General features: G+C 59.2%; 13 protein-coding genes. 11 read left to right on the forward strand and 2 right to left on the reverse strand.

Annotation, left to right across the window (positions count from 1 at the left end; genetic code table 11):
- The first annotated feature begins 15 nt into the window (after positions 1 to 15).
- The 11 genes from ACR3E7_RS16795 to ACR3E7_RS16845 all read left to right on the forward strand — a co-directional run bounded on the left by ACR3E7_RS16795 (position 16) and on the right by ACR3E7_RS16845 (position 11600).
- On the forward strand, positions 16 to 1032 hold the full coding sequence (locus ACR3E7_RS16795; protein WP_170773634.1) for a DNA-directed RNA polymerase subunit alpha: 1017 nt from the start codon (positions 16 to 18) through the stop codon (positions 1030 to 1032).
- Between the two features lie 118 nt (positions 1033 to 1150).
- Positions 1151 to 1573, forward strand: a complete 423-nt coding sequence (rplQ, locus tag ACR3E7_RS16800) for a 50S ribosomal protein L17 (protein WP_039538314.1) — start codon at positions 1151 to 1153, stop codon at positions 1571 to 1573.
- Positions 1574 to 1703: 130 nt separating this feature from the next.
- Positions 1704 to 3089 carry a trypsin-like peptidase domain-containing protein gene (locus ACR3E7_RS16805; RefSeq protein WP_480505980.1) on the forward strand — a complete coding sequence of 462 codons (1386 nt, stop codon included), beginning with the start codon at positions 1704 to 1706 and terminating at the stop codon, positions 3087 to 3089.
- Complete coding sequence (locus tag ACR3E7_RS16810) at positions 3086 to 4396, forward strand: replication-associated recombination protein A (protein WP_480505978.1); 1311 nt, start codon at positions 3086 to 3088, stop codon at positions 4394 to 4396. The genes ACR3E7_RS16805 and ACR3E7_RS16810 overlap by 4 nt, the downstream gene beginning before the upstream one ends.
- A gap of 95 nt (positions 4397 to 4491) precedes the next feature.
- Entirely contained in the window at positions 4492 to 5535 is a 1044-nt protein-coding gene (locus ACR3E7_RS16815) for an RluA family pseudouridine synthase (protein WP_480505976.1), read from the forward strand.
- Complete coding sequence (locus ACR3E7_RS16820) at positions 5532 to 6203, forward strand: HAD-IA family hydrolase (RefSeq protein WP_480505974.1); 672 nt, start codon at positions 5532 to 5534, stop codon at positions 6201 to 6203. The genes ACR3E7_RS16815 and ACR3E7_RS16820 overlap by 4 nt, the downstream gene beginning before the upstream one ends.
- Positions 6204 to 6207: 4 nt before the next feature.
- Entirely contained in the window at positions 6208 to 6915 is a 708-nt protein-coding gene (locus ACR3E7_RS16825) for an ATP12 family chaperone protein (RefSeq protein WP_480505972.1), read from the forward strand.
- 207 nt (positions 6916 to 7122) lie between these two features.
- Complete coding sequence (locus tag ACR3E7_RS16830; RefSeq protein WP_170773646.1) at positions 7123 to 8139, forward strand: amino acid ABC transporter substrate-binding protein; 1017 nt, start codon at positions 7123 to 7125, stop codon at positions 8137 to 8139.
- A gap of 122 nt (positions 8140 to 8261) precedes the next feature.
- A complete protein-coding gene (locus ACR3E7_RS16835) occupies positions 8262 to 9494 on the forward strand; it encodes an amino acid ABC transporter permease (protein ID WP_170773647.1) in 1233 nt (410 codons plus the stop codon).
- Positions 9495 to 9497: 3 nt separating this feature from the next.
- Complete coding sequence (locus ACR3E7_RS16840; RefSeq protein ID WP_480505969.1) at positions 9498 to 10796, forward strand: amino acid ABC transporter permease; 1299 nt, start codon at positions 9498 to 9500, stop codon at positions 10794 to 10796.
- A 12-nt stretch (positions 10797 to 10808) separates the two neighbouring features.
- Positions 10809 to 11600 (forward strand): amino acid ABC transporter ATP-binding protein, encoded by a 792-nt coding sequence (locus ACR3E7_RS16845; RefSeq protein WP_353394379.1) that lies wholly within the window; start codon positions 10809 to 10811, stop codon positions 11598 to 11600.
- A gap of 46 nt (positions 11601 to 11646) precedes the next feature.
- On the opposite strand, the gene ACR3E7_RS16850 is transcribed toward ACR3E7_RS16845, so the two are convergent.
- Complete coding sequence (locus ACR3E7_RS16850; RefSeq protein WP_480505967.1) at positions 11647 to 12144, reverse strand: SixA phosphatase family protein; 498 nt, start codon at positions 12142 to 12144, stop codon at positions 11647 to 11649.
- A complete protein-coding gene (locus ACR3E7_RS16855) occupies positions 12141 to 12827 on the reverse strand; it encodes a ferredoxin (protein WP_480505965.1) in 687 nt (228 codons plus the stop codon). The genes ACR3E7_RS16850 and ACR3E7_RS16855 overlap by 4 nt, the downstream gene beginning before the upstream one ends.

Consider the following 12827-nt stretch of genomic DNA (forward strand, 5'->3'; position numbering starts at 1 on the left):
GAATGGAGGGATTACATGATCCATAAGAATTGGGCAGAATTGATCAAGCCGACTCAGCTGGACGGCAAGCCGGGCAACGACCCCGCGCGTCAGGCAACGCTGGTTGCTGAACCGCTGGAACGTGGCTTTGGTCTGACCCTGGGCAACGCGCTGCGCCGCGTTCTGATGAGCTCGCTGCAAGGGGCGGCCATCACCAGCGTTCAGATCGACAACGTCCTGCACGAGTTCTCGTCGGTTGCTGGTGTCCGCGAAGACGTCACCGACATCATCCTGAACCTCAAAGGCGTGTCGCTGCGTATGGAAGTCGAAGGTCCCAAGCGCCTGTCGATCAATGCCAAAGGCCCCGCCGTTGTCACCGCTGGTGACATCAGCGAAAGCGCCGGTATCGAGGTTCTGAACCGCGATCACGTCATCTGCCACCTGGATGATGGCGCCGACCTGTTCATGGAATTGACCGTCAACACCGGCAAGGGTTACGTCTCGGCTGAGAAGAACAAGCCCGAAGATGCACCCATCGGCCTGATCCCGATCGACGCGATCTATTCGCCGGTCAAGAAGGTTGCCTATGACGTTCAGCCGACCCGTGAAGGTCAGGTTCTGGACTATGACAAACTGACCCTGAAGATCGAAACCGATGGTTCGATCACTCCCGAAGACGCGTTGGCATTTGCCGCACGCATCCTTCAGGATCAGCTGTCGATCTTTGTCAACTTCGACGAGCCGGAATCGGCCAGCCGCCAAGACGAAGACGATGGTCTGGAGTTCAACCCGCTGCTGCTGAAGAAAGTGGACGAGCTGGAACTGTCGGTCCGTTCGGCAAACTGCCTGAAGAACGACAACATCGTCTATATCGGCGACCTGATTCAGAAGACCGAAGCCGAGATGCTGCGCACCCCGAACTTCGGTCGCAAGTCGCTGAACGAGATCAAGGAAGTGCTGTCCGGCATGGGTCTGCACCTCGGCATGGATGTCGAGGATTGGCCGCCCGACAACATCGAAGATCTGGCGAAGAAATTCGAAGACGCGTTCTAAGCGCGTCTTCACAAATGCCCGGACTTCCGGGGATCATATGGGCACTTCCGCCCCAAGGAGAGCCGGTGACACGCATCGCCGGCCAGACAAAGCACAACGCGAAAGAAGGAACTAGAAAATGCGTCACGCACGTGGTTACCGCCGCCTGAACCGTACTCATGAGCACCGTAAGGCTCTGTTTGCAAACATGGCTGGCTCGCTCATCGAACATGAGCAAATCAAAACGACTCTGCCCAAGGCAAAAGAACTGCGCCCGATCATCGAAAAGCTGGTCACTCTGGGCAAGCGCGGCGACCTGCACGCCCGCCGTCAGGCCGCAGCACAGCTGAAAGAAGACAAAGACGTCGCCAAGCTGTTCGAAGTTCTGGGCCCCCGCTACGCCGAGCGTCAGGGCGGTTATGTCCGCATCCTGAAAGCAGGCTTCCGCTATGGCGACATGGCGCCGATGGCGATCATCGAATTCGTTGATCGTGACGTCGACGCCAAAGGCGCAGCCGACAAGGCCCGCGTTGCCGCCGAAGAAGCCGCTGACGAAGAATAAGATCGCGCCGTCTGGCTGATTAGAAACCTCCGCCCCACGTCGGGCGGAGGTTTTTCTTTTGCGGCATCGCTGACTTGCATTCGGCTGCGCGGGTCCGCATATCTGGGGCGATCCAAATCCCGGAGGTCTCATGATCCGCGTCTTACTGACCCTGATGCTATTGAGTCTTGCATCCCACAGCCACGCTGAAACCAAAGTGCCGACCTCTCAGGCCGAAATCAGTCTCGGGTTTGCGCCGGTGGTGAAGCAAGCGGCACCGGCGGTGGTGAATATCTATGCCAAGATCGTGCGGGAAGGGCGGGGGAACACTCTGTTTTCGGACCCGTTTTTTCAGGACTTTTTCGGCCGCGGTTTTGCCGAGCCGCGCCCAAGGGTTCAGAACTCGCTGGGGTCGGGGGTGATCCTGACTGCAGACGGGTATGTGGTGTCGAACTTCCACGTTGTCGGCAAGGCAACTGAAATCCGGGTGGTCACGACCGATCGTCGCGAGTATTCCGCACAGGTGGTGCTGGGCGATAAGGAAAGCGATATCGCCATTCTGCGTTTGGATGAGGCCGAGGCGTTGCCCTATCTGCCGCTGCGCGATTCCGATCAGGTTGAGGTTGGTGAACTGGCGCTGGCAATTGGCAACCCGTTTGGCGTCGGACAAACGGTGTCGTCTGGGATTATCTCGGGGTTGGCGCGTACGGGCACGGCAACCGGTAATGCGCGGGGCTATTTCATCCAGACCGATGCAGCGATCAATCCGGGCAATTCCGGCGGGGCATTGATTGACGTGAACGGTGATCTGATCGGCATCAACACCGCGATCCTGACGCGTTCGGGCGGGTCGAACGGAATCGGCTTTGCGATACCGGCCAATTTGGTTGCGGAATTCCTGCGTCAGGCCCAGGCTGGAAATAACAGTTTCATAAGCCCATGGGCCGGGATGGCGGGCCAGCACATGAGTGCGGACATCGCCGAGTCTCTGGGTCTTGTAATTCCGCAGGGCGTCGTGGTGTCCGATCTGCATCCGCTCAGTCCTTTGGGCGAAGCCGGGTTGCGGGTTGGCGACGTGGTGACGCATGTGGATGGGGACGAGGTGAACTCACCCGCTGAAATGAAGTTTCGCATGTCTGTCGCGGGTGTGGGCGGCAGCTCGGTCCTGACGCTGTTGCGGGGCGAAGTTCGGGAAGAAGTCGAGATCGCCCTGATCAAAGCGCCCGAGGTTCCGCCCTCGGACGATACGATACTGGACAACCAGACGGTTATGCCTGGGTTGAAGGTAGCGCGGATCAACCCGGCTGTCATTGCACGGATGGGGTTGATCTTGTCGCAGACCGGCGTGGTCGTCACCGATCCGGGGCGCTATGGCGGGCGCTCGGGTCTGCGTGTTGGTGACGTAGTCAACAGCATCAATGGGGTCTCAATTGAACACCCTGATGATGTGGTTCAGGCGCTGACCGATCCGGGGCGCAGATTGCAGTTGGATGTGTCGCGCGGGGGGCGTTCGGTTTCGGTAAGGTTCCGCTTGTGAGTGATCTGTTCGATACCGGCGCGACCCAACCAGCAACGTCAGCGCATCGTCCGTTGGCCGACCGTTTGCGTCCCCAAAGCTTGGCGGATGTGATCGGGCAAGAGCAGGTCCTGGGACCGGATGCTCCGTTGGGTGTCATGCTGGCCTCGGGCAGCCTGTCCAGCCTGATCTTTTGGGGGCCGCCGGGCGTGGGCAAAACGACCATTGCACGCCTCTTGGCGCAGGAAACCGACCTTCATTTCGTGCAGATCAGCGCGATTTTCTCTGGTGTTCCCGATTTGCGTAAGGTCTTCGAGGCCGCGAAAATCCGCCACCAGAACGGGCAGGGTACGCTGCTGTTCGTGGATGAGATCCATCGGTTCAACAAGGCCCAGCAGGACGGGTTTTTGCCGTATATGGAAGACGGCACGATCCTGCTGGTGGGGGCGACGACCGAGAACCCCTCGTTCGAGTTGAACGCCGCTGTGCTGAGCCGCGCGCAGGTGTTAGTGCTGGAACGCCTTGATCTGGCCGATCTGGAACGTCTGACCCAGCGTGCCGAAAAGGAACTGGGCACGGCGCTGCCCCTGACCGGCCCCGCACGCGAGGCACTACAGGAAATGGCCGATGGCGACGGGCGGGCGTTGTTGAATCTGATCGAACAAATCGCAGCGTGGAAAGTAGACGCGCCGCTGGACCCGGATGCGCTATCGACCCGTCTGATGCGGCGGGCGGCGAAATACGACAAGTCGGGGGATGAACACTACAACCTAATCTCGGCCCTGCATAAATCGGTGCGCGGGTCGGACCCAGACGCGGCGCTGTACTGGTTCGCGCGGATGCTGAACGGGGGTGAAGACCCGCGCTATTTGGCGCGACGCATCACGCGCATGGCGGTCGAGGATATCGGGCTGGCCGATCCGCAGGCACAGGCGATCTGTCTGCAATCTTGGCAGACCTATGAACGCCTTGGCAGCCCCGAGGGCGAACTGGCGCTGGCGCAGGCGCTGGTCTATCTGGCGCTCGCCCCCAAATCGAACGGGGCCTATGTGGGATATAAGGAGGCGATGCGGCTGGCCAAGCAATCCGGCAGTGAACCGCCGCCCAAGCATATCCTGAGCGCGCCGACCTCGCTCATGAAGGATCAGGGCTATGGCGCGGGCTATGCCTATGACCATGATGCCGAGGATGGGTTTTCCGGCCAGAACTATTTTCCCGACGGGATGGACAGGCCTGAGCTGTATCAACCGGTCGAACGCGGGTTCGAGCGCGAGTTGAAAAAACGGTTGGACTATTTCGCCAAGCTGCGGGCGCAACGCAACGGTTGACTCTGCCGGTAAGGCACGCCACAGACGCGCATGTTTTCAATGGCACTGAATGGCATGCAATCCGCGCGGACCCGCCGCGTGAAGGGGATATCGGTATGAGTGGCGTACAAATGATCACCGTGGCAGAAGGCGATGGCGACCAGCGGATTGACCGTTGGCTGCGCCGTCTATTTCCGCATGTCAGCCAGGGCCGCATCGAAAAGATGTGCCGTAAGGGTGAATTGCGCGTGGATGGCGGACGGGTGAAAGCCGCGACCCGGCTTGAGGCCGGGCAGGTCGTGCGCGTGCCACCTCTGCCCGACGCAGATCACAAACCGGTTGAGGTCAAGCGGCGTATCTCGGATGCGGATGCCAAGATGATCCAGTCTTGTGTGATCTACCGCGACGATCACGTGCTGGCGCTGAATAAACCGCACGGCCTGCCGGTGCAGGGCGGCAGCGGTCAAACCCGCCACGTGGACAGCCTGTCCGAAGCGCTGCGCTTTGGCTATGACGAGAACCCGCGCCTTGTGCATCGTCTGGACAAGGACACATCCGGCGTTCTGCTGCTGGCCCGCACGCGCGAGGCCGCCAAGGGCCTGACCGCCGCTTTCCGTCACCGTGACACGCGCAAGATCTATTGGGCTTTGGTGGCCGGTGTGCCGACCCCTTATCTGGGTGAGATCAAGACCGGTTTGGTCAAGGCCGCAGGTCACGGCAAGCACGGCGAGGGTGAGAAAATGATCCCCGTTCATCTGAACGAGATCAACGAAACCCCCGGCGCGAAACGGGCGCATACGCACTATGCCACGCTTTACCGTGTGGCCGGGCGCGCGGCCTGGGTCGCGATGGAGCCGATCACCGGCCGCACGCATCAGCTTCGGGCGCATATGGCAGCGATTGGTCATCCGATCATCGGTGACGGCAAATATGGCGGCTCGGGTCAGGAAAACCTTGGCGACGGCTGGGGTGCGCAGCTGGGCGGGATCATCAGCAAAAAGCTGCATCTGCACGCGCGGCAGGCATCGTTTCAGCATCCGGTGACGCGCAACACGATCACCGTGAAGGCCCCCTTGCCCGACCACATGAAACACAGCTGGGATACCTTCGGCTGGACCGAGGATCTGGCCGCCGACGACCCGTTCGAGGAACTGCAATGAGCGCACCCCTGCGTTTGGTGCTGTTCGACGTGGACGGCACTCTGGTCGACAGTCAGGGCAGTATCGTTGCTGCTATGACCGCCAGTTTCAACGCGCTGTCCCTGCCGGTGCCGGATCGCACGGCGATCCTGTCCATTGTTGGCCTGTCGCTGCCCAAGGCGCTGGCGCAGCTTGCGCCGCAGCATTCGGATGCGGATCAGGCGCGGCTGGTCGAGGGGTATAAACAGGCCTATCACGCGCATCGGCTGGAACAGGGCATGGCGGGATCGCCGCTCTATCCCGGTGCCCGCGAGGTGATTGAAGCGTTGCACGCCATCCCCGAGGTGCTGCTGGGCGTGGCGACTGGCAAATCTCAGCGCGGATTGGATGCGTTGATCGAAGGGCACGGGCTGCAGGGCTATTTCGTGACGCGGCAGGTGGCGGATCATCACCCTTCAAAACCGCACCCGTCGATGATTGACACCGCGCGGGCTGAGACGGGGGTTGAGGCTGCCGATACCGTGATGATCGGCGACACCCGGTTTGACATGGACATGGCCGCGGCTGCCGGTGTGCGCAGCGTCGGCGTCACATGGGGTTATCACGCGCGGCCCGCGTTAGAGGCAGCAACCTCTATCATCGAAACCTTCGACCAGTTGCCCGGCGCGCTGGATCAAATTTGGACCTGAAACGATGAGCGACTGGAAACCGAAACGATTCTGGACCCAAAGCGCAGTGGTTGAGACCGAAGGCGGCTTTACCGTCGAGCTGGACGGCCGACGTGTGAAAACCCCGGCCAAGGCGGGGTTGGTCGTGCCGACACAGGCCATGGCTCATGAAATCGCCACCGAGTGGGACGCGCAGGAAAAAGAGGTCGATCCGACCACCATGCCCTTCACCCGCTCGGCCAATGCAGCCATCGACAAGGTCCGGCATCAGCACGCCGAGGTTGCAGATATGCTGGCCGATTACGGCGATTCGGATCTGCTGTGCTACCGCGCCACGCACCCGCAAGAGTTGCAGCAGCGGCAGGCGGATCAGTGGGACCCTGCCCTTGAATGGGCGGCCGAGACGCTTGCCGCGCGCTTGCTGCCGGTTGCGGGAGTTTTACATCAACCCCAGGACCCGCAGGCCCTGCTGGGCCTACGCCAACGTGTCCATGATTACAGTGACTTCCAATTGGCCGCCTTCCACGATCTGGTCAGCCTGTCTGGTTCACTGGTGCTTGGATTTGCTGCCACCGCAGATTGGCGCCCTGCCGAGGAGATCTGGCAAGCCTCTCGATTGGACGAGTTGTGGCAAATCGAACAATGGGGTCACGACGACGAGGCCCACGCCGCGTCCGAGGTCAAAAGGGCCGCTTTCCTACACGCCAAGCGGTTCTTTGACCTCTCGGTTTGAGCCCTTATGCCGGAATTTTTGCCGTTACTGCGGACATCTGGAAGATGATCCATCGTTTTCACTGATCCGACCCTTGACGTTTGTTTATGAATGCGACCAAACTCGGGCGCACTAAAGGGGAGACACCTTTGGGGAAACCTTTCTGGTGCCAAAGGTGCCGGACAGAGCCGTCTCTGGACAGAGGCGGAAAATCAGGAAGAGGTAAAAATGAAAAAATCCGTAATCTTGGGCGTGGCAACCGTTGCCGGCCTGGCTGCAGGCGCAGCGGCAGCGGGGACTGTCGATGATGTCAAAGCGCGCGGTAAGCTGAACTGCGGTGTGACCACCGGTCTGGTTGGCTTTGCTGCACCCGACGCGAATGGCGAATGGCAAGGCTTTGACGTCTCGCTGTGCCGCGCGGTCGCTGCTGCTGTTCTGGGCGATGCAAGCGCCGTAGAATTCGTTCCGACCACTGGCAAGACGCGTTTCACCGCGCTGGCCTCGGGCGAGATCGACATGCTGGCCCGTAACACCACCTGGACCTTCAGCCGCGACGTCGACCTGAAGTTCGAATTCGTGGGCGTGAACTACTATGACGGTCAGGGCTTTATGGTTCCCAAGGCGCTGGGTGTTAGCTCGGCCAAGGAACTGGACGGCGCAACCGTCTGCATCCAGACCGGCACCACGACAGAGCTGAACCTGGCGGACTTCTTCCGCTCGAACAACATCAGCTACGAGCCGGTTCCGATCGAAACCAACGCCGAAGCGCAGCAGCAGTACCTGGCTGGCGCATGTGACGTCTACACCACCGACGCATCGGGCCTGGCCGCAACCCGCGCCACGTTCGAAGATCCGGCGGCGCATGTCCTTCTGCCCGAAATCATCTCGAAAGAGCCTCTGGGCCCGCTGGTCCGTCACGGCGATCACGAGTGGGGCGACGTTGTCCGCTGGACTCTGAACGCGCTGGTCTCGGCTGAAGAGCTGGGCGTGACCTCGGCAAACATCGACGAGATGGCCGCTGGCACCAACAACCCCGAAGTGAACCGTCTGCTGGGCAGCGAAGGCACTCTGGGTGAGATGCTGGGCCTCGACGCTCAGTGGGCGATGCGCGCGATCAAATCGGGCGGCAACTATGGTGAAGTCTTTGCCAAGAACATCGGCGAAGAAACTCCGATCGGTCTGGCACGCGGCCTGAACGCGCAGTGGACCGATGGCGGCCTGCTGTACTCGCCGCCGTTCCGCTAAATCCTAAGGAAAAGGGCGCGGGGGAACCTGCGCCCTTTTCTCATCAAATTGCTGCGGACAGCTCATGAGCGGGGAGAACCCTGCCGGAAAAGAAGAATCCGCAGACTACGGGGATCCAAAATATGTCGACTATGACCGACCCGCCGAAAGCTGACTTTCGGTTGTCTATGCTCATAAACGATACCCGCTATCGCTCGCTGACATTTCAAGTGATCGCGGCCATCGCTATTGCGCTTTCCATTTGGTATCTGGGCAATAACCTGATCCAGAACCTGCGGGCCGCAGGCCTGAACATTTCCTATACTTTTCTGGGCGATCCGTCCGGATACGACATCAACCAGCGTTTGATCGAATATGACAGCCAGTCTTCGCATGGACGTGCGGCTGTTGTGGGCATTCTGAACACTCTGCTGGTGGCGTTTCTTGCGTGTATCACCGCCACTGTCTTTGGAGTGATCGCTGGGGTCTTGCGTCTGTCGAACAACTGGCTCGTCTCAAAGCTAATGGCGGTCTACGTCGAGATCTTCCGGAATATTCCTGTGCTGATCTGGATCATCATCATCTTTACGATCATGACGGCTGTGCTGCCGGGTCCGCGCGCCTTCCGAGGTGACAACCCGACTTCAAGTATGCTGTTTGACTTGTTCGCCTTTACCAACCGCGGCGTTTATATCCCCGGGCCTCATTTCTCTAGCGGTTTTTTCAGTGCAGCTTTTCTGAATTGGTTGCTGGTGATTGCTGTATTGATTGGTTCTTGGTTCGCCTCGCGCGAGGTTGAGAAGCGTGCAACCCTGCAACAGGAACAGACCGGCCAACGACCCAAAACCGGCCTTGTCAAACTGGGTGTCTGGCTAGTGCCCGTCGCGTTGCTGATGGTGCTGATGGGGCTGACTTGGGATGTGCCCGAGCTGAAGGGTTTTAACTTCTCCGGTGGCATCAAGATCGGTGGACCTCTGATCGCACTTTGGTTCGCCTTGTCGATCTATACTGGTGCCTTCATCGCGGAAAACGTGCGCGCGGGTATTCAGGCGATCAGCAAAGGCCAGACTGAGGCTGCTGCTGCGTTGGGCCTGCGCCCCGGTCGCATCATGAATCTTGTGATCCTGCCTCAAGCATTGCGTGTGATTATCCCGCCGTTGATTTCACAGTACTTGAACATCACCAAGAACTCGTCACTGGCGATTGCCGTGGGGTATGCGGATATCACCGCCACTTTGGGGGGTATCACGCTGAACCAGACTGGCCGCGCGATTGAGTGTGTTCTGCTGCTTATGCTGTTCTATCTGACGGCTTCGCTGCTGATCTCGATGGCGATGAACGTCTACAACGCATCCGTCAAGTTGAAGGAGCGCTGAGCCATGGCTGATCAAACAACAAATCCGATCGCTTTTGTGGCTGAAGGCACCATTCCTCCTTCTCCTCCACCAGCGAACCAGACGGGGATCGTCAAATGGCTGCGCGAGAACCTGTTCTCGGGCGTGACCAACACGATCCTGACGCTTCTGTCTTTGATTCTGATCTATGTTCTGCTCAAAAACACGTTGCCGTGGATTATGAACGGGGTATGGAATGCCAATTCTCTGGCGGAATGCCGTGAAATTCTGGCTGGTAAGACTGGGGCCTGTTTCGCGGTTCTTACAGAACGCTGGCCGCAACTGATCTACGGTTTCAAATACCCTGACGAGGCCTACTGGCGCCCGAATCTGGCATTCGTATTGATGTTGGTGGCTCTGGCACCGGTCCTATTCTTTGACCTGCCGCGCAAGCTGCTGGTGTTCACGGCGCTCTACCCCTTTATCGCTTTCTGGCTGATCTGGGGCGGCACTATTCTGGTTCCACTCGTGGCATTGGTTGGCTTTATAGCGGCAGGAGCAGTGTTTCAGAAGCTTGGCCGCAACAGCTTCGCTGCCGGGTTCTTCGGCGCGATTGTGGTGGCTCTAATTATCTGGAATATCGGCGGGGCGCTGATCCCGGAAGACGCCAACGAAGGGGCTATGCTCACGGCTGTTCCAAGTCGTGATCTGGGCGGCTTTATGCTGAACATGATGCTGGGCCTGACCTGCGTGTCACTGTCGGTTCCGCTTGGGATTGCACTTGCGCTGGGCCGTCAATCTTCCATGCCGCTGATTAAGTGGGTCTGTGTCATCTTCATCGAATTCATCCGTGGCGTGCCTCTGATCACGCTGCTGTTCGTGGCTTCGGTGATGCTGGCCTATTTTTTCCCGCCTGACAGCACGGTCGACCTGTTCCTGCGCGTTGTGATCATGATCACCATGTTCTCGGCCGCTTATATAGCCGAGGTTATCCGTGGCGGTCTGGCAGCGCTTCCACGTGGACAGTACGAGGCAGCAGATAGTCTAGGCTTGGATTACCCTCAGGCGATGCGTCTAATCATCCTGCCACAGGCACTGAAGATCTCGATCCCCGGTATCGTGAACGTGGCCGTTGGCCTGTTCAAGGACACCACACTGGTTTCGGTCATTTCGATGTTCGATCTGGTGGGCATGATCCGGGGACCCATCCTGGCGTCAACCGAATGGAATGGCGTCTATTGGGAGCTTCTGGGCTTTGCCGCGCTTCTGTTCTTCGTCGTTTGTTACGGCATCTCTCAATATTCCCAGTGGCTCGAGCGTCGCCTTGCCACGGACCATCGTTAAGGAGTTCAACACATGTCTGAACTTGCAATTGAACGCGAAATCGACCGCTCGAAAATGCAGGTGAGCGACGAAGTCGCCATCGAAATCAACGGCATGAACAAGTGGTACGGGTCTTTCCACGTGCTGCGCGACATCAATCTGACCGTCAATCAGGGCGAGCGGATCGTGATCGCGGGGCCTTCTGGTTCCGGAAAATCCACCCTGATCCGCTGCCTGAACGCGCTGGAGGAACACCAGCAGGGCACGATCATCGTGGACGGGACCGAGCTGTCGAATGACCTGAAAAACATCGACAAGATCCGGTCCGAGGTTGGTATGGTGTTCCAGCACTTCAACCTGTTCCCGCACCTGACCATTCTGGAAAACTGCACGCTGGCCCCGATCTGGGTGCGCAAGACGCCCAAGAAAGAAGCCGAAGAGCGGGCAATGCATTTCCTGGAAAAGGTGAAAATTCCCGATCAGGCGCTGAAGTATCCCGGCCAATTGTCCGGTGGTCAGCAGCAGCGTGTGGCGATTGCGCGGTCCTTGTGCATGATGCCGCGGATTATGTTGTTCGATGAACCCACTTCGGCGCTGGACCCCGAGATGATCAAAGAGGTGCTCGACACCATGATCGAACTAGCCGAGGAAGGTATGACCATGCTGTGCGTCACGCACGAGATGGGCTTTGCCCGTCAGGTCGCCAACCGTGTGATCTTTATGGACGCAGGCCAGATCGTGGAACAGAACGAACCCGAAGAGTTCTTCAACAACCCGCAAAGCGAACGGACAAAGCTGTTCCTCAGCCAGATTCTGGGCCACTGATCCATTCGAAATTTGGGAAAGGGCGGGGCTTTGGCCTCGCCTTTTTCTATTCCAGCAGTTCGCGCGGAATGGCGAAGTCCTGAACGTCCCCGCTGTGCCAGTCTATGTCGGCCCAATCGGTGATGCCAAAGCGGATGATCATTGTGGCGCCTGTGGGATAGTCGTGAAACCGCGCATGATCCGGCGCGCTTCGTACGATACGGCTGGCAAATTCGGCAATACCGGGATTGTGGCCCAGCATCAGCACCGTGGGCTCGGTCGCCCCCGACAATTCGATCAACATCTCTTCGGGCTCCGCCAGATAGAGCGTGCGATGAAAGCAGATTTTTACCGCTTGCAACCCCATCCGGTCCCAGGTCTCGCGCGTGCGGGCTGAGGTCGAGCTGAGAACCTCGTCCGGGACAAGGTTGTGCTGCTGCAACCATGCACCAACCGCTTGGGCGGACTTCCGGCCTCGTTTGTTCAAAGGACGGTCATGATCGTCAAGCGTTGGGTTGTCCCAACTGGATTTTGCGTGCCGGGTCAGGATCAGCGTCAGGCTCATGACGGGTGAAAGGCCCGCATATGGTGCGCGGATTGTTCCGGGTTGCGGCCTGCACCGGCGCTCAGAGGGCAGGCCAGCCGCGCCTGACAACCGCCGGTCATGCAGGTCTGGCCTTCGATGGTGGACAGGTGGTCATGGCATGCGGCCACGTTGTAGAATTCGCGGCTGTTTAGGGCCTCCACCGGACAGGAAGTCACACAAGGGGCTGGGCAGTTCGTACAGGGAGAGAGATCAGAGACCTCGGGTATGTAAAATTCCTGCTCAAAATGCAGGGCACCCCGATATGAGATCATCATGCCCACGGTATCATGTACCAGCGCGCCGACCGGACTGCTGAACGTGCGGCCCGATTTCAGTGCCCAATCGATGAACGGTGCATAGGGTGGGCCACCAAACGGGAAATGTGCGGTAGCGCCCAAATCCCGCGCCATCTGGCCAATAACACGGGTCGACCATTGGTCCACCGGGTCAGGTTCCTGCCATTCCGGTGCGGCTTTCAGAACGGGCCAGAAGGCTGAGCCTGCGCCCAGTAGAACCAAAGTGCCCCCGTCCAGTCCTTTGGCCTCGCTGATCCGGGGATGCGTTGCGCCCATCACGATCAGGCCTGCCTGATGCGCCACGCGCCCCACCCAGCCATAGCTGATCGCTGTGCGATAGGCTGAGGCTGGTGGAAGTGCGGTCAT

This window comes from Ruegeria sp. BK1 (genome assembly GCF_056535645.1).